This is a genomic window from Tepidimonas sp. HKU77, from assembly GCF_049728535.1.
Taxonomy (GTDB): Bacteria; Pseudomonadota; Gammaproteobacteria; order Burkholderiales; family Burkholderiaceae_C; genus Tepidimonas.
Genome location: NZ_CP187300.1, coordinates 1893522 through 1910115 on the forward strand (window position 1 = coordinate 1893522; position 16594 = coordinate 1910115).

The window sequence follows — 16594 nt, forward strand, 5'->3', positions numbered from 1 at the left end:
TAGATCGCGCCGTCGCCGTCACGCCGACGCCGGCGTGGCGCCGAGCGAGAGCATGCGTTCGACGTAACGCGCCATCATATCGATCTCGAGATTGACCCGCGATCCAGCCGCCAATGTACCCAGCGTGGTGTGCTGCACGGTGTGCGGGATGAGGTTGATGGTGACTTCGCACCCGTCGGGGCGGTCGGTGACCTGGTTGATGGTTAGGCTGACGCCGTTGACCGTGATCGAGCCCTTATAGGCCAAGTACTTGGCCAGCACGGGCGGTGCGAGCACGCCCAGTGTCCACGACTCGCCCACCGGCTCCAGCCGCGTGACGGTACCCACCCCGTCCACGTGGCCGCTGACGATGTGGCCACCCAGCCGGTCGGTGGCGCGCAGCGCTTTTTCCAGGTTGACGGGCCCGGGTTGGTCCAGCCCCGTGGTGCGGGCCAGCGACTCGGCCGAGACGTCCACGGTGAAGGCACCCCCCGCCCGATCGAGCGTGGTGACAGTCATGCACGCGCCGTTGATCGCGATGCTGTCGCCCAGTCCGACGTCGTCGAGGTAGTCCGGGGTGGCCGCCACCTGCAGCCGCAGGCCATGATCCGGGCCGCAGCCCAACGGGTGCAATGCCTCGATGCGCCCGACGTGCGTGATGATGCCGGTAAACATGGCCCCGATTGTCGCAGCTTCCGCACGTACGACAGCGCCTCGTTGGCGTACACGCACCTGCAACGGGGCGACGGCGTTACCATCGGCGCGGCAGCGATCGGCGTGCCCGGTGGCACGCGGCCAGTTTCTATGCTGCCAACATCGCGTCGACCCCACACCATGCGCCAGCGACCCACCGCGCGTTTGACGGTACCGGATTTTCGCAATCTGGGGGTGTTGCTGCGGCTGCTGCTGCTGGCCGAGGGGTTGCGGCTGCTGTGGTGGGCGATCGAGGCCCCGATGCGTGGGCACGCGTGGACGGGCTGGTGGAGGGAGGGCGCGCTGTACGAACCCGTGCTGCTGACGGTCACGGGTGTACTGGCATGGTTGGCGCCGTGGCTGCGCCGTCTGCCGCCCCTGCGGGCTCTTTGGATGACCGCGTTGCTGGCGGTGGTGGTGGCGTTGCTGTGGCGTTTCGGGCTGCAGCGCCTGGGCCTGACGGTGCCGCCACTGGCCACGGTGGTAGTGGCGACGCTGGCCGTGTGGCTGGCCGTGGTGGGCTATTTCGACTGGCGGCACCAGCGCCTGTCGCCCGCGCTGGCTGAGGCCCGGTTGCTGGCGCTGCAGTCGCGCATGCGGCCACACTTTCTGTTCAACAGCCTCAATGGCGTGTTGACGCTGATCCGCCGCGATCCCGGGCGCGCCGAAGCGATGCTGGAGGACCTGGCCGACCTCTACCGTGCCCTTCTCACCGAGCCCCGGGCTCTCGTGCCCTTGCGTGAGGAGCTGGCATTGGCGCGTGCCTACCTGGCGGTGGAGCAGGTGCGCCTGGGTGATCGGCTGCGGCTGGCGTGGCAGGTCGACACCGCCCCCGACGATGCCTTGTTGCCGCCGCTGACACTGCAGCCGCTGGTCGAGAATGCCGTGCGCCACGGTATTGAACCCCGCGAGGAGGGGGGCTGCGTCACTGTCGAGGCGTTTCGCGACGACGACCATTTGGTGCTGTTCGTGCGCAACCCGCTCCCGCCGCCGCAGGCACCACCAGGCGCGCGGGGGAATGGGCTGGCGCTGGCCAATCTGCGCGAGCGGCTGGACTTGCTGTACGACGCCGAAGCGCGGCTGCGCGTGTACGAGTCCGAGGGTGAGTTCGTGGCCCAGGTGCGACTGCCGATCCGCGCCCGCGACCCTGTCAGCCGCGCACCTCGTCGATCAGTGTCCTGAAGGCGTCCACGTCCTCGAAGCTGCGGTAGACGCTGGCAAAGCGCACGTACGCCACTTGGTCGAGCTGGCGCAGCTCCTCCATCACCCATTCGCCAATGCGCTGCGCGGGCACCTCGCGCGTGGGCTCGGCCAGCAGTTTTTCTTCGATGCGGGCGACGGCGGCATCGAGCCGTTCGGTGCTCACCGGTCGCTTGCGCAGCGCCAGCGCCATGCTGGCGCGCAGTTTGGCGGGGTCGTAGTCGACGCGCCGCCCGTCTTTCTTGACCACTTGCGGAAAGGTGACCTCGGCGCGTTCGTAGGTGGTAAAGCGCCGCTCGCAGCCGGCGCAGCGGCGGCGGCGGCGCACGAATACCCCATCGTCGGACTCGCGCGTCTCCACCACCTGGGTGTCGGCGTGTCCGCAGAAGGGGCACTTCATGGCGCGTCAGCCGTAGACGGGGAAGCGCGCCGTCAGCTCGGCGACCTGCGCGCGCACGCGCTCGACGGTGGCCGGATTGTGCGGATCGTCGAGCACGTCGGCGATCAGGTTGGCGGTCAGCCGCGCCTCGGCCTCTCGGAAGCCGCGCGTCGTCATGGCGGGTGTGCCCAGACGGATGCCGCTCGTGACCATGGGCTTTTGCGGGTCGTTGGGGATGGCGTTTTTGTTGACCGTGATGTGCGCTTGTCCCAGCACGGCCTCGGCCTCTTTGCCGGTGATGCCCTTGGCGCGCAAATCGACCAGCATCACGTGGCTTTCGGTGCGGCCGCTGACGATGCGCAGGCCGCGCGCCTGCAGTGCCTCGGCCATGGCTTGGGCGTTGCGCACCACCTGCTGTTGATAATCGCGGAACGCGGGGCTCAGCGCTTCTTTGAAGGCCACCGCCTTGGCAGCGATCACGTGCATCAGCGGCCCCCCTTGCAGGCCGGGGAAGACGGCGCTGTTGATGGCCTTTTCGTGCTCGGCCTTCATCAGGATGATGCCGCCGCGCGGGCCACGCAGGCTCTTGTGCGTGGTGGAGGTGACCACGTCGGCGTGCGGCACGGGATTGGGGTAGACGCCGGCCGCGATCAGGCCGGCGTAGTGCGCCATGTCCACCATGAAGATGGCGCCGATTTCTTTGGCCACACGGGCGAAGCGTTCGAAGTCGATGCGCAGGCTGTAGGCGCTGGCCCCGGCGATGATGAGCTTGGGCCGGGTTTCGTGCGCCTTTCGCTCCATCGCGTCGTAGTCGATCTCCTCGCGGTCGTTCAGGCCGTAGGAGACGACGTTGAACCACTTGCCCGACATGTTCAGCGCCATGCCGTGCGTCAGGTGCCCGCCCTCCGCCAGGCTCATGCCCATGATGGTGTCGCCGGGCTTGAGGAAGGCGAGGAACACCGCCTCGTTGGCGCTGGCGCCGCAGTGCGGCTGCACGTTGGCGGCCTCGGCGCCGAACAGCCGCTTGACGCGGTCGATGGCCAGCTGCTCGGCCACGTCCACGTGCTCGCAGCCGCCGTAGTAGCGCTTGCCCGGGTAGCCCTCGGCGTACTTGTTGGTCAGCTGCGTGCCCTGCGCGGCCATCACCGCGGGCGAGGCGTAGTTTTCGCTGGCGATCAGCTCGATGTGGGCCTCCTGGCGGGCGTTCTCGGCCTGGATGGCGGCCCACAGCTCGGGGTCGGTCTGTTCGATGAGGATATTGCGGTCAAACATGGGCAGTCCTGTCGGCGGCGTTGCACCCGGGTGCGGCGGTTTGTCACACGGGTTGCCCAGGCGAACGGCAGACCGCCGCGCTGGCCACGTCGTGAAGACGCGTTCGTGCGGCTGCGCGCTTCCCCGTGGTGAGCCCCACGTCGGTTGGCGGCGTGGCGGCCTTCCCGGAAAGGCCGCTGCCGGACCTATCGCCAGTCGCGCGCGCGGCAAATTCTATCAGGACGGTCGCGTCCCCCTCGCCGGTGGCGCGTCGTCTGGGGTGGGCTCACCTCCGATTCGCAACGGCAGGGCGCCATTGGTCTCTTCCTGTGCCGCAGCGTCCACCACCAGACCCGGGGGCAGCGGCATCGAGGCGGTGAAGCCCACCTGTTGGCCGGCGGCGACGCGTTTGAGCCGCTCCTGCTCCGCCATCACCTTGACGATGTAGTCGCGCGCATCGACGCTGACCGCGCCCACGTACAGCCGCAGGCCGCCGGGTACGGAGCCTGCCGTTCGGATGGCATCGTGCAGGATTTGCGCACCCACCCGCAGGTTGCTGAGCGGGTCGAAGGCGGCCAGCGTGCCGCCCAAGTCATCGAACTTGTCGGCGTGTACGCGGGTGTGGACCTGCATCAGCCCATGGGCGCCGAAAGGACTGGCGGCAAAGGGATTGAAACGCGACTCGATGGCCATGACGGCCAGGATCAGCGCCGGATCGAGCCGCAACTGACGGCCCACCTGGTGCGCCTCGGCTACCAGCGCAGCCAGCGGTTCGCTGGCGACACGGTATTTGCGCGCCAACCACTGGGCCACACGCTGCTGCTCGGGGGGCAGTGCCTGGGGGTCCATCGCCGCGGGGTGGTCGGCTGCCGCCGAGGCGGGTATTTCGGCGCCGAGGGTCAGCGCGGCGTGCCGTTCCAGCAGCCAGTCGGCCATACCGCGTTCGAGTTGGGCGCGCAGCTGGGGCTGCGCCAGCAGCAGCGCTACGATGGCCAGGACGCCCACGCCCAGCGCCGCCAAGCCGTGACTCGCCGCGCGCCAGAGCCGCATCCATCGGTGCCCCACGCGATGTGGGGGGGTCGGGCGGTTGGCCCCGGCCCGCGGGCCGGCGGCGAAAGCGCCCGGGGTGTCGATGCACGTCGTCATGCACACACTCCTTGTTCGTTGTCCGCGGCGGTCCGCGCCAGCCGCTCCCGGTTGGGTGGCGGGCGGACACGCCGTCCATGGCGCCGATGCGTGGCATCGGCGGTCGATTGGCCCCACTCGCCATGGCGGTCGGGGCAGCGGTGCGGGGTCGATGGCCGCACCCAACCTAGGGTTGACCCTAGTCGTTGGGCGCGATGGTAGGGCCCTCGACATACCAAGTCAATACTTAGAGAGCAGCTTTTTATAACCAATATTGTTTTTCTGCGGCGCAGTAAGCGGAGGGCGGCGATGGGAATCGGGGTTTTCCTGGGGCAATGAACAGCCGGTGAGCCATGAAAAAAATTGGCGTGCGCGGGCCTCGCGACTGCCGTACAGTACAGACGTCGTCTCCGGTTACTCAGGGCATCCCGCCCCGTCCGGAGCGACGGGCCCGCCCGGGTGGTCACGCCCAGGCCTGGCCAGCATGATGGGAGCAATCCCTTGCTTCCGGCAGCGTGCGACATGACCCTCCGCGCTGCCTCGCCCGGCACGACTGGGTCGTGCCAAGGCCCCGACGGGTGCAGCCCGACGGGGCCTTTTCGTGTGCGCCCGGCACGGGCGCACTCTTGTGGGTGAAAGTCCCACCGTAAGTTGATCACAGCGAACGAAGCGAAGCGCAACTGCATGAGGGCGACCGAGTGTGGGGAGGAAGCGTGGAGCGAAACTGCGAGCCGATGGACAAGAACCGGATAGAAGGCGCTGCCGAGCAGGGCGAGCGGGCATGAATCCGCGAAGCTCTCGTGATCAAGGCGAAGCGGCGTAAATCCGGCGGTTGTGCAGTGAAGGAGTGCGTTCTTACCCGGGGAGATCTCGCCTTATGCCTGAAAGGGCGACGTGGTGACACGGAGCGAGAAGTCAGCAGAGGCCATAGTAGCTGCCAGTCGTGGGCGAAGGGCCGAACGAGAAGGAGTGCTTGAGACCATGTCGATGCTGGAAGCAAGGCGTCAGAAGTCTGCGCAAGCAGAGCGGGCGGGGGTAGCGCACGGTGAAGCCGGGCGGGAACCTGTCAGCGACGAAGCGGCCGGCCCGCGACGGGACACCGAGAGCACAGGGCCGGGACTGCTGCAAGCGGTTCTGGCGAGAGAGAACCTGCGGCGAGCATGGAAGAGAGTCAAAGCCAACAAAGGCGCAGCCGGCGTGGATGGGCTGGACATTGACCAGACCGCCCGCCATCTGGTGACGGCGTGGCCATTGATTCGGGAACAACTGCTGCAGGGGAGGTACCGGCCCAGTCCGGTACGACGGGTAACGATCCCGAAGCCGGACGGTGGCGAGCGCGAGCTCGGCATTCCGACGGTCACGGATCGGCTGATCCAGCAAGCACTGCTGCAAGTGCTGCAACCGCTACTTGACCCGACATTCAGCGAGTACAGCTACGGCTTCCGGCCGGGCCGACGAGCCCACGACGCGATACTGGCGGCGCAGGGCTACATCCAGTCCGGACGGAAGATCGTGGTTGATGTCGATCTGGAGAAATTCTTTGATCGAGTCAATCACGACATCCTCATCGACCGCCTACGCAAACGCATCGACGATGCTGGAATCATTCGGCTGATACGGGCGTACCTGAACAGCGGCATCATGAGCGATGGCGTAGTGTTTGAGCGGTATCAAGGCACGCCGCAAGGTGGGCCGCTGTCGCCGCTGCTGGCGAATGTGATGCTGGACGAAGTGGATAAGGTACTGGAGAAGCACGGCCACTGCTTTGCGCGCTATGCCGACGACTGCAACGTCTATGTCCGTAGTCGGAAAGCTGGCGAACGGGTCATGGCGCTGCTGCGCAAGTGTTACGGCAAGCTGAGGCTCAAGATCAATGAAGCCAAGAGTGCGGTGGCCAGCGTCAAGGGAAGGAAGTTCTTGGGCTACAGCTTCTGGTTTGGCAAGGAGGGCGTCAAGCGCAGGGTGGCCGACAAGCCGATGGCGACGTTCAAGCAGCGGGTGAGGCAACTGACCCGGCGCTCAGGCGGACGCAGCATGGCGGAGGTCATTGAGCGACTGAAACCTTATCTGTTGGGATGGAAAGCCTACTTTGGGCTGGCGCAAACACCGGGCGTCTGGCGATCGCTGGACGAATGGCTGCGCCACCGACTACGGGCGATCCACCTCAAGCACTGGAAGCGGGGTAGCACGATCTACCGGGAACTGCTCAACCTAGGCGCGTCCGAACACGTGGCAAAGCGGGTGGCAGGCAATTCCCGCTGCTGGTGGCGGAATAGCGCGGGCGAGCTCAACCGGGTGCTGACCATTGCCTACTTCGACAAACTTGGCGTTCCCCGTCTCTCATGACCTCAACTTCTCGAACCGCCCGGTGCGGACCCGCATGCCGGGTGGTGTGGGAGGGGCCCGGTCAGGTATCCTGACCGCCCCTATCTCGATTGGGGTGCTCGCGCTCGAGGGTGGCGGCGTGTCGTCAGTCGGCCGTAGCGCGGCGGCGCACCTCTGCCAGATACGCGTGTCCGTCGGGCGCTCGCCCTTTCTGTTGGCTCTCCCACAGCATGCGGCCCAGGCACTCCATCACCTCGTGGTGAGCGGCATGCAGCGAGCCGCGGCGCGCGGCCAGCAGTTCGACCGCCTGCCGGATGCCCGGCGGCTGGTCGATCGAGCATTGCTCGCTGATGCTCAGGTGCATCGACAGGTGCAAAAACGGGTTGTCGCGCGCGGGGTCGGCCTCGGCCATCGAGCGCAGGGCGCCTTCCAGGTCACCCAACTCGGCGTGGTACTCGGGGTGGCGCAGCATCCACTCGTAGGCGAGCGTCTCGATCGGCTCGAGCGGCTGGCCCGCGCGGCCTTTGGCAAAGGCACCGCAAAAAAAACGGCGCACGTCGGCTTGCGATGGCGTGAACATCCCGCGATTGTCGCTCGTCATCGGCTACCATGTGGCGTCATTCCATGGACGGCATGGAGAGGACCCGCATGCCCGTGCTTGCCATTGCCAACCCCAAAGGCGGCGTCGGAAAGACGACGCTGGCCACCCACATTGCCGGGTATTGGGCCCGTTGTGGCCACGGGGTGATGCTGGGCGACGTGGACCGCCAGCAAAGTTGCGCGCGCTGGCTCGCGCTGCGGCCGGCGGCGGCGCGCCACATTGCCGGGTGGGATGCGAGTGCGGGGGGGACGCTCAAGCCCCCGCGCGGCACGACGCACGTGGTGCTCGACACGCCTGCGGGCCTGCACGGACAACGCCTGCGCGAGGTGCTGCGCCGCGCCGACACCCTGTTGGTGCCGCTGCAGCCCGGGGTGTTCGACATGTTTGCCACGCACGATTTTTTGCAAGTGGTGCGCGAGCGTGCCCGCGATGGTTTGCGGGTGGCGGTGGTGGGCATGCGCGTGGACGAGCGCACGCGCTCGGCGCAGCAGCTGCGGGCCTATCTGGACGGGTTGGGGGTGCCGGTGGCGGGTTTCGTGCGCGAGGCGCAGGTGTATCGCCACTTGTCGGCGCAGGGCCTGACGCTGTTCGACGTGCGCCCGCCGCAGGTCGAGCGCGAGCTGGCGCAGTGGCAGCCGCTGCTGGACTGGGTGGACGCGCGTTAGGTGGTGTCGGTGCACGCGCGTGTCGCGCGTTCGTCACGGGGGCGTCGCGCGAAGCGGCTACAGTGGCGGGCATGAAAGTCTTCGAATCCCTCGACGCGCTGCAAGCGGCCGTCGGCACCGAAGTGGCGGTCACCGACTGGCTGCCCATGACCCAGGAACGCGTCAACCGATTTGCCGACGCAACGGACGATCACCAGTGGATCCACGTCGATGCCGAGCGAGCCGCAAACGGGCCATTCGGCGGCACCATCGCGCACGGCTTTTTGACGCTGTCGTTGCTGCCCCGATGGATGGCGGAGGCGGTGGACGTGCGTGGGGTGCGCCTGGTGATCAACTACGGCGTCAACCGCGTGCGCTTTCCGGCCCCGGTGCGGGTGGGGGCGCGTGTGCGCGCGCGCCTGCAGTTGCAGTCGTTCGAGCCGTTGACGTCTGGCGGGGCGCACCTGTGCTGGTTGGCCACGGTCGAGATCGAGGGGCAGCCCAAGCCCGCCTGCGTGGCCGAGCTGCTGTTGCGCTACGTCGTTTGAGCGCTGGCGGCACCGCCCGTGGGTGCAGGCGGGGCCGCGCCGGCAAACCCCAGCTGCCGCCAGGCCTCGTACGCGACCACGGCCACCGCGTTGGACAGATTCAGGCTGCGCTGCCCCGGCCGCATGGGCAGGCGCAGGCGCCGTTCGGGCGCAAAAGTCTCCAGCACCGCCGGTGGCAGCCCGCACGACTCGGCCCCGAACACCAACCAGTCACCCGCCGCGAATGCCACCTCGTGGGGCGTGCGCGTGCCGCGTGTGGTGAGGGCGAAGCAGCGCTGCGGGTCGGGACGTTCGGCGGCGACGAACGCGCCCCACGAGGCGTGACGGCGCACGTTGGCATACTCGTGATAGTCCAGCCCCGCGCGCCGCAGCAGCCGGTCGTCCATCGAAAAGCCGAGTGGCTCGATGAGGTGCAGCGCGCAGCCGGTATTTGCGCACAGGCGGATCACGTTGCCGGTGTTGGGCGGGATCTCGGGCGCGACCAAAACGATGCGAAACATGGGGCGCGCATTATTCCACGCGGGGTGGGGTGCGGGCGACGACGAGGGCGCTGACGCGGGTGGCGCCCGCGTCGAGCAGCGCGAGCGTGGCCGCGCGCAGCGTGGCGCCGGTGGTCATGACGTCATCGACCACCAACACACGCCCCCCGGCGAGGGCGGCGCGCGCGTGCGGCGCGACCGTGAACAGCCGGGAGACCTGCGCGAGCCGCTCCTGTCGGCCCAGGTGGTGCAGGATCGGGGCATCGGCCGCGCGCTCCAGCGCCGTCGGCAGCGCGCGCGGGGTGGCGGTCAGCCGGGCCAGCGCGCGCATCAACGCCCAGGCCTGGTTATAGCCCCGCTCGGCCAGCCGCTGTGGCGTCAGTGCCACGGGCAGCCAGAGGTCGGCGTCGGCCAGCAGCGTGGGCAGCGCCGGGTCGTCGAGCCACAACTGGGCCAAAGGGCGCGCCAAACCCGGGCGCGTGCCGGACTTGAGTGTCAGGATCCACGCATCCCACGGGTAGCCGTAGTCCACGCGCGCGAGCACCCGCGTCCACGGCGGGGGCGAGCGCTCGCAGTCCGCGCAGCGCGTCAGCCCTGGCGCCAGTGGCAACGCGCAGCCCGGGCAGCGGGGCAGCACGGGGGCCAGATCGTGCTGGCAGTCGGGGCACAACGGCCCGTCGGGCCAGCGGCCACAGACTTCACACACGGCCGGGCACAGCGCGTCCCAGGCGCGCCTCCAGCGGTGGTGGATCGAGTGCGGCATGACCAGCCTCCCCGTGCGGACTTCGCGTCGTCGTGCGCCCGCCACTATACTGCGGCGCCCATGGCTGCTGTTCCATCCCCCTCTGACGACGCCGAGCGCGTGCCGGGACTCGATCCGGTGGCGCTGGCGCGCTGGCACGCGCGCACGCCCGCGAACAGTCCGTGGCTGCACGAGACGGTGGGCGCGCGCATGGCGCAGCGGCTGGCGTGGATCAAGGCGCAGCCGCGCGTGTGGATCCACTGGTCGCCCCTGCTGGGTGGCGAGCAAGCGCACCAGGCGGTGGTGCAGCACTACCCGCAGGCCCCGGTGTGGCTGGCCGGTGAGGGGGCTGCGGCGGCCTGGCAGCGCTGGCAGCCTGCGCCCCCGCGTTGGTGGCAACGCTGGGGTCGGCGTGCCGACCGCGACGCAGCGGCGTCCCCCTGGGGCGCGCTGGCCGGCGTGCTGGCGCCGGGCGATTTTCCGAGCGCGCCGGTGGACATGGTGTGGGCGAATATGGCCCTGCACACCCAGGTCGCGCCGCGGGCGCGGCTGCGCCAGTGGCGCGACTGGCTGGCGGTGGATGGGTTTTTGATGGTCTCGGGGTTGGGGCCCGATACCTTGCGGGAATTGCGCGCCCTGCACGCCACCCACGGCTGGCCCGACCCGGCGCCCGCCTTCGTGGACATGCACGATTGGGGCGACCTGCTCGTCGAGACCGGCTTTGCCGAGCCGGTGATGGACATGGAGCGACTGACGCTGACCTACCCGAGCGCCGAGCGGCTGCTGGTCGATTTGCGCGCGTCGGGGCGCAACTGGCGTGTCGATCGCTTTCCCGGCCTGCGCGGCCGCGGCTGGTATGCGCGCTGGCTGCAGGCGGTGGAGCAAGGTTTGCCGCGCACCCCCGACGGTCAACTGAGCCTGACGATCGAGGTGGTCTATGGCCACGCGTGGCGACCGGCGCCGCGTGCCTTGGTCCGGGGGACGACGGCAGTCCCCCTCGAGCAGCTGCGGGCGATGCTGCAGCGCAGTGCTGGGGCTGGGCGTGACCCCGCCGGTGGCAGGGGCTGAAACCCCACTACAATTGACATAGATCAAATCGATCGGCGCAACGCGCCGGCCGATGACTCTGGTAATTGGCCTGCGGGCCTCGAGGGCGATGGTGGCACCTGAGATGGCGGATGCGTCGCGCACAGGCGTGCTGCGGCTGGCCCGGGTGGATGCCGATGGCATCCGCTGGCAGCTGGCGCGCAATTGCGCGCTCACGCCGGCGCAGTGTGGCTGGGCGTTCGCACTGGCCGCTGCAGCGGCGATGGGGGTGTCGGGTTTCTTTTGGTTGCTGGGGGCCCGGCTCGTGCTGCCATTTGCGCTGCTCGAGACGCTGGCGCTGGGAGCGGGATTCCTGTGGTACGCGCGCCATGCGACGGACCGCGAAACCCTGGTGCTCGACGCCGAGCGGCTGTTGGTCGAGATCGAGGAGGCCGGTGCCGTGCAGCGACGTGAGTTGGCGCGGCAGTGGCTGAAGGTGGAGGAAGCGCACGGTAGCGGGCTGATCGGCCTGCGCTCGGGTGGGCGACAGGTCTGGGTGGGGCGCCATGCGCGCCCGGAGCAGCGGCGGCAGTTGGCGCGCGAGCTGCGCTGGGCGCTGCGAGCCGTGACGGCCATGGGGGCACCGGGGGCGTCACCGAAACCATGAGCCGCACTCGGGTTCGGGATTGTCCGGAGTCCGCATGAGGAACAAGTTTGGTGTAATTCGTGTTGACATAAATCAACGCTTATATTCGAGGCAAACGACGTGAGCATGATGAAGCAATCCAGTCAAGTGCGGCGCGGCCATGGGGCCCGCGTCTGGACGGGCGCCAAAGACGCGGCGGGCGCGGCCCTGCTGGGTTTGTCCGTATGGGTCTCGAATGCCGCCCACGCTGCGGTCAATGACCTGCCCGGTGGCCCAGCGGTCAACCAGCTCAACTTCCATCCCCCCGTCACCCGCATCGCCGAAGAACAGCACTGGCTGCACTGGTTCATGCTGGCGATCTGTGCCACCATCTTTGTGGTGGTGTTCGGCATCATGTTCTACTCGATCGCCAAGCACCGCAAGGCGGCGGGCCACCAGGCGCAAGAGCTGCCCGAACCGTTGTGGGTCGAGCTGGGCTGGACCATCGTGCCCCTGCTCATCGTCATCGGCATGGCCTTACCGGCCACGAAGGTGCTGGTCGCGCAGAAAGACACCACCAACAGTGACTTGACGATCAAAGCCGTGGGCATGCAATGGAAGTGGGGCTACGAGTACCTCAAGGGCGAGGGCGAGGGCATTCAATTCCTGTCCACACTGGACCCTCAGCACCGCCTGTGGGCCGACTCGGGTAACCCGCCGCCGACCGACGACTACCTGCTCAAGGTAGACAACCCGCTGGTCGTGCCGGTGGGCAAGAAGGTGCGCATCATCACTACCGCCAACGATGTGATCCACGCGTGGATGGTGCCGGCGTTTGGCGTCAAGCAAGACGCGATCCCGGGCTTCGTGCGCGACACCTGGTTCCGCGCCGAAAAGACCGGCGACTTCTACGGCCAGTGCGCCGAGCTGTGTGGCAAAGAGCACGCCTTCATGCCCATTCACGTCAAGGTCGTGACGCAAGAAGAGTATGCCAAGTGGGTGGCCGAGAAAAAGCAGGCTATGGCGGCTCTCGCCGACGACCCCAACAAGGAATGGACGCTCGCCGAGTTGGTCAAGCGCGGCGAGTCGGTCTACGCCGCCAACTGTGCGGCCTGTCACCAGGCCAATGGCAAGGGTGCCGGACCCATCAAACCGCTCGACGGCTCGACCATCGTCACCGACGCGGACCACGGCAAGATGATCCGGGTCATGCTCAACGGCGCGGGCAACGGCGCCATGCCGGCCTGGAAGCAGTTGTCGGACGTCGAGCTGGCAGCGGTCATGACCTATGCCAAAAACAGCTGGTCGAACAACACCGGTCAAGTCGTGCAGCCCAAGGAAGTGGTGGCGGCGCGTCAGTGATTACTTTTAAAGCGACGAGGAAAGAGCCATGAGTGCAGTTCTGGATCATCACGGCGCGCACGCGCACGACCATGACCATGCCCATCACGCACCCTCGGGGTGGCGGCGCTGGGTATTCGCGACCAACCACAAAGACATCGGGACGATGTACCTGCTGTTCAGCTTCGCGATGTTGATGATCGGTGGGCTACTCGCGCTGGGTATTCGCGCTGAGCTGTTTCAGCCGGGGCTGCAGGTGGTCAACCCCGAGCTGTTCAACCAGCTCACGACCATGCACGGCATCATCATGGTGTTCGGGGCCATCATGCCGGCCTTCGTCGGCTTCGCGAACTGGATGATCCCGCTGCAGATCGGCGCCTCCGACATGGCGTTTGCGCGCATGAACAACTTCAGCTTTTGGCTGATGGTGCCGGCGGCAATCATTCTGGTCGGCTCGTTCTTCATGCCTGGTGGCGCGCCCGCCGCCGGCTGGACGCTGTACGCCCCGCTGACACTGCAGATGGGCCCGTCGATGGATGCGGCCATCTTCGCGATGCACATCCTGGGCGCGTCGTCCATCATGGGCTCGATCAACATCATCGTGACCATCCTGAACATGCGCGCGCCCGGCATGACGCTGATGAAGATGCCGATGTTCGCCTGGACCTGGTTGATCACGGCCTATCTGCTGATCGCCGTGATGCCGGTGCTTGCGGGCGCCATCACGATGACGCTGACTGACCGGCATTTGGGCACGAGCTTTTTCAACCCGGCGGGCGGTGGTGATCCGGTGATGTACCAGCACATCTTCTGGTTCTTCGGCCACCCCGAGGTCTACATCATGATCCTGCCGGCGTTTGGCATCATCAGCCAGGTCGTGCCCGCTTTTGCACGCAAGAAGCTGTTCGGCTATACCTCGATGGTGTACGCCACGGCGTCGATCGCCATCCTGTCGTTCATCGTGTGGGCGCACCACATGTTCACCACCGGCATGCCGGTCACGGGTCAGTTGTTCTTCATGTACGCGACCATGCTGATCGCGGTGCCCACCGGCGTGAAGATCTTCAACTGGATCGCGACCATGTGGAAGGGTTCGATGACCTTCGAGACCCCGATGCTGTGGGCCGTGGGCTTCATCTTCGTCTTCACTATGGGCGGCTTTACCGGTCTGATGCTGTCCATGGCGCCGCTGGACATCAACTTCCAGGACACCTACTACGTGGTGGCGCACTTCCACTACGTGCTGGTGGCAGGTTCGCTGTTTGCGATGTTTGCGGGCTACTACTACTGGGCGCCGAAGTGGACCGGGGTCATGTATGACGAGACGCGCGGCAAGATCCACTTCTGGTGGTCGATGATCTCGTTCAACGTGACCTTCTTCCCGATGCACTTCCTGGGTCTGGCCGGCATGCCCCGTCGGTATGCCGACTATCCGATGCAGTTCGCCGACTTCAACGCGATCGCGTCGGTCGGGGCGTTCGCTTTCGGTCTGGCACAGGTGTATTTCTTCCTGTTCGTCGTGTTGCCCATGATGCGTGGCCAGGGCCAGAAGGCTCCGCAAAAGCCGTGGGAAGGCGCGGAAGGGCTGGAGTGGGAAGTGCCGTCTCCGGCGCCGCACCACACGTTCGAAACCCCGCCCAAGCTGGACGCGACCGCGACCCGCATCGTCGGGTGAGTACCCAACCCTGGAGTGAGGTATGAGCACCCCTGAGCAGCGCCGTCAAAACGTCCGACTGGGCTGGATTCTGGCGTCGGTGGCCTTGGCGTTCGCGCTGGGCTTCGTGGCCAAGATCGTGCTGCTCGGGGGCTGAATGCCGCTGGCCTGACGTGACTCGTCGTCAACCACCATGAACCGTCACCTGGAAAACCTCCGCATGACCGGCAAGCTGGTCGTCATTGCCGTGGGCATGTTTGCCTTCGGCTATGCGCTGGTGCCGATCTACCGCGCCATTTGCGAGGTGACCGGCATCAATATCCTGGCGCTCGGGGAGAAGCAGGTGCCTGGCAAGTCGCGCGTCGATCCGGTCAATACCCAGGTCGATACCTCGCGCACCATCACGGTCGAGTTTGACACCAACGTGCGTGGGCCTTGGCACTTCAAGCCGGCGGTCCGGTCGATGGAGGTTCATCCCGGGCAGCTGGCCACGGTGATGTACGAGTTTCAAAACGTGCAAAACCGCACCATGGCGGCGCAAGCGATCCCCAGCTACGCCCCACGGCAGGCGGCCAACCACTTCAACAAGTTGGAGTGTTTTTGCTTCAACCAGTACACGCTGGCCCCGGGTGAGCGGCGAGAGTGGCCGGTGGCGTTCGTCATCGACCCCAAACTGCCCAAAGACGTCAAGACGATCACGCTTTCGTACACCTTCTTCGAAGTCGGCACACCCACCCCGGCGGCGCCCACGGCGGCACTGCCGACGGCAACGGGAGGTGCGTCGTGAAGGGCACCCCTGCGCATCGGCGACCGATCGATTGGTGGGGCACCGTCAAGGCGGTGCTGTGGAGCTTCATCGGTTTGCGCCGTCGGTCCGACTTCGAGCAGGACGTCCAGCGGCTCAACCCCATCGCGGTCATGGTGACGGCGGTGGTGCTGACGCTGGTCTTCATCATCGCGCTGATGTCGATCGTGCGCTGGGTGGTTTCGCCGTGACGCCAGACGTCGATTGTCAACGACCAACGATTCGATACCAAGAGGAGTGAGCATGTCCGCAACCACACACGGCAACACGCCGTACTACTACGTGCCGGGTTTGTCGCGGCACCCCGCCATGGCGGCCTTCGGGCTGTTTTTCGTCATCCTTGGCGCCGGTCAGTGGATCAACGGCGTCGAGTGGGGCAAATGGTCGTTGGCTTTCGGGCTGGCGTGGTGGCTGGTGGTGCTGTACCAGTGGTTCCGCGACGCCGTGGCCGAGAGCGAAGGCGGCTTGTACAGCCGTAAGATCGACATTTCGTACCGCTGGAGCATGAGCTGGTTCATCTTCAGCGAGGTGATGTTTTTCGGCGCCTTTTTCACCGCGCTGTGGTGGGCGCGTGCGCACTCGGTGCCGGCGCTGGGCAATCTGGAAAACAGCCTGATCTGGCCCGACTTCCAGGCGATTTGGCCGTCGGTGCAGGCGGGTGCCACCGCGTCGCCCGCGGGTATCGTCGAGCCGTTCCAGACCGTGGGGCCGTTTTGGCTACCCACTATCAACACGGCGCTGCTGCTCACCTCGGGCTTGACGCTGACGATCGCGCACCACGCGCTGCAAGACGGCAACCGCACCAAGACCATCGCCTTCATGTGGATTACCGTGCTGCTGGGTGCGATCTTTTTGCTGGTGCAGGGCTACGAGTACTATCACGCCTACACCGATCTGAACCTCAAGCTCAGCTCGGGCATTTTCGGTTCGACGTTCTTCATGCTCACGGGTTTCCACGGTTTTCACGTGTTCGTGGGCATGCTGATGCTGCTGGTGATCACGCTGCGGCTGCAAAAGGGCCATTTCACCAAGGATCGCCATTTCGGTTTCGAAGGCGCGGCGTGGTATTGGCACTTCGTCGACGTGGTGTGGCTGTTCCTGTACGTTTTGGTGTACTGGATGTGACCCACGGGCGCAGCAGCCATGAAGAAAGCGCCTGCGGGCGCTTTCTTCGTTT

The 16594-nt window shown here is 66.6% G+C and carries 19 protein-coding genes; 12 read left to right on the plus strand and 7 right to left on the minus strand.

Features of this window, described 5'->3' with window-relative positions:
- Window positions 1-18: 18 nt before the first annotated feature.
- Window positions 19-654, minus strand: coding sequence for a riboflavin synthase (locus ACPP3B_RS09140; protein ID WP_299022684.1), 636 nt, complete (start codon window positions 652-654; stop codon window positions 19-21).
- Window positions 655-813: 159 nt separating this feature from the next.
- On the opposite strand from ACPP3B_RS09140, the gene ACPP3B_RS09145 reads away from it, so the two are divergent.
- On the plus strand, window positions 814-1854 hold the full coding sequence (locus ACPP3B_RS09145; RefSeq protein ID WP_299022681.1) for a sensor histidine kinase: 1041 nt from the start codon (window positions 814-816) through the stop codon (window positions 1852-1854).
- Here ACPP3B_RS09145 and nrdR read toward each other — a convergent pair.
- The 3 genes from nrdR to ACPP3B_RS09160 all read right to left on the minus strand — a co-directional run bounded on the left by nrdR (window position 1823) and on the right by ACPP3B_RS09160 (window position 4648).
- On the minus strand, window positions 1823-2272 hold the full coding sequence (gene nrdR, locus ACPP3B_RS09150; RefSeq protein WP_299022677.1) for a transcriptional regulator NrdR: 450 nt from the start codon (window positions 2270-2272) through the stop codon (window positions 1823-1825). The two genes, ACPP3B_RS09145 and nrdR, sit on opposite strands and share 32 nt — an antisense overlap.
- A 6-nt stretch (window positions 2273-2278) precedes the next feature.
- Window positions 2279-3523 (minus strand): serine hydroxymethyltransferase, encoded by a 1245-nt coding sequence (glyA, locus tag ACPP3B_RS09155; RefSeq protein ID WP_424858783.1) that lies wholly within the window; start codon window positions 3521-3523, stop codon window positions 2279-2281.
- A 216-nt stretch (window positions 3524-3739) separates the two neighbouring features.
- The gene (locus ACPP3B_RS09160; RefSeq protein ID WP_424858784.1) at window positions 3740-4648 is read right to left on the minus strand and encodes a transglycosylase SLT domain-containing protein; all 909 of its coding nucleotides are present in this window, start codon (window positions 4646-4648) and stop codon (window positions 3740-3742) included.
- A gap of 960 nt (window positions 4649-5608) precedes the next feature.
- Here ACPP3B_RS09160 and ltrA point away from each other — a divergent pair.
- On the plus strand, window positions 5609-6973 hold the full coding sequence (gene ltrA, locus ACPP3B_RS09165; protein WP_424858785.1) for a group II intron reverse transcriptase/maturase: 1365 nt from the start codon (window positions 5609-5611) through the stop codon (window positions 6971-6973).
- A gap of 124 nt (window positions 6974-7097) precedes the next feature.
- Here ltrA and ACPP3B_RS09170 read toward each other — a convergent pair whose 3' ends face one another.
- Window positions 7098-7532, minus strand: a complete 435-nt coding sequence (locus tag ACPP3B_RS09170; protein ID WP_299019909.1) for a DUF1841 family protein — start codon at window positions 7530-7532, stop codon at window positions 7098-7100.
- A gap of 68 nt (window positions 7533-7600) precedes the next feature.
- Here ACPP3B_RS09170 and ACPP3B_RS09175 point away from each other — a divergent pair, with 68 nt between their 5' ends.
- Both ACPP3B_RS09175 and ACPP3B_RS09180 read left to right on the plus strand, forming a co-directional pair.
- A complete protein-coding gene (locus ACPP3B_RS09175) occupies window positions 7601-8218 on the plus strand; it encodes a division plane positioning ATPase MipZ (protein ID WP_424858786.1) in 618 nt (205 codons plus the stop codon).
- Window positions 8219-8289: 71 nt separating this feature from the next.
- Window positions 8290-8745: a MaoC family dehydratase gene (locus tag ACPP3B_RS09180; protein WP_424858787.1), complete on the plus strand. Its 456-nt coding sequence runs from the start codon at window positions 8290-8292 to the stop codon at window positions 8743-8745.
- On the opposite strand, the gene trmL is transcribed toward ACPP3B_RS09180, so the two are convergent.
- Both trmL and ACPP3B_RS09190 read right to left on the minus strand, forming a co-directional pair.
- Window positions 8733-9245: a tRNA (uridine(34)/cytosine(34)/5-carboxymethylaminomethyluridine(34)-2'-O)-methyltransferase TrmL gene (gene trmL, locus ACPP3B_RS09185; protein WP_424858788.1), complete on the minus strand. Its 513-nt coding sequence runs from the start codon at window positions 9243-9245 to the stop codon at window positions 8733-8735. The genes ACPP3B_RS09180 and trmL overlap by 13 nt on opposite strands.
- A gap of 10 nt (window positions 9246-9255) precedes the next feature.
- Window positions 9256-9987, minus strand: a complete 732-nt coding sequence (locus ACPP3B_RS09190; RefSeq protein ID WP_424858789.1) for a ComF family protein — start codon at window positions 9985-9987, stop codon at window positions 9256-9258.
- A gap of 60 nt (window positions 9988-10047) precedes the next feature.
- On the opposite strand from ACPP3B_RS09190, the gene ACPP3B_RS09195 reads away from it, so the two are divergent.
- The 8 genes from ACPP3B_RS09195 to ACPP3B_RS09230 all read left to right on the plus strand — a co-directional run bounded on the left by ACPP3B_RS09195 (window position 10048) and on the right by ACPP3B_RS09230 (window position 16542).
- Complete coding sequence (locus tag ACPP3B_RS09195; protein ID WP_424858790.1) at window positions 10048-11034, plus strand: biotin synthase; 987 nt, start codon at window positions 10048-10050, stop codon at window positions 11032-11034.
- Window positions 11035-11122: 88 nt separating this feature from the next.
- On the plus strand, window positions 11123-11659 hold the full coding sequence (locus tag ACPP3B_RS09200; protein WP_424858791.1) for a DUF2244 domain-containing protein: 537 nt from the start codon (window positions 11123-11125) through the stop codon (window positions 11657-11659).
- A 105-nt stretch (window positions 11660-11764) separates the two neighbouring features.
- On the plus strand, window positions 11765-12979 hold the full coding sequence (gene coxB, locus ACPP3B_RS09205; protein WP_424858792.1) for a cytochrome c oxidase subunit II: 1215 nt from the start codon (window positions 11765-11767) through the stop codon (window positions 12977-12979).
- A 28-nt stretch (window positions 12980-13007) separates the two neighbouring features.
- Window positions 13008-14633: a cytochrome c oxidase subunit I gene (ctaD, locus tag ACPP3B_RS09210; protein WP_299019890.1), complete on the plus strand. Its 1626-nt coding sequence runs from the start codon at window positions 13008-13010 to the stop codon at window positions 14631-14633.
- 22 nt (window positions 14634-14655) lie between these two features.
- A complete protein-coding gene (locus tag ACPP3B_RS09215; protein WP_299019888.1) occupies window positions 14656-14769 on the plus strand; it encodes a cytochrome oxidase small assembly protein in 114 nt (37 codons plus the stop codon).
- 36 nt (window positions 14770-14805) lie between these two features.
- Complete coding sequence (locus ACPP3B_RS09220; RefSeq protein WP_299019886.1) at window positions 14806-15399, plus strand: cytochrome c oxidase assembly protein; 594 nt, start codon at window positions 14806-14808, stop codon at window positions 15397-15399.
- Complete coding sequence (locus tag ACPP3B_RS09225) at window positions 15396-15608, plus strand: DUF2970 domain-containing protein (RefSeq protein WP_299019883.1); 213 nt, start codon at window positions 15396-15398, stop codon at window positions 15606-15608. The genes ACPP3B_RS09220 and ACPP3B_RS09225 overlap by 4 nt, the downstream gene beginning before the upstream one ends.
- 52 nt (window positions 15609-15660) lie before the next feature.
- On the plus strand, window positions 15661-16542 hold the full coding sequence (locus ACPP3B_RS09230; protein WP_299019881.1) for a cytochrome c oxidase subunit 3: 882 nt from the start codon (window positions 15661-15663) through the stop codon (window positions 16540-16542).
- Window positions 16543-16594: the final 52 nt, after the last annotated feature.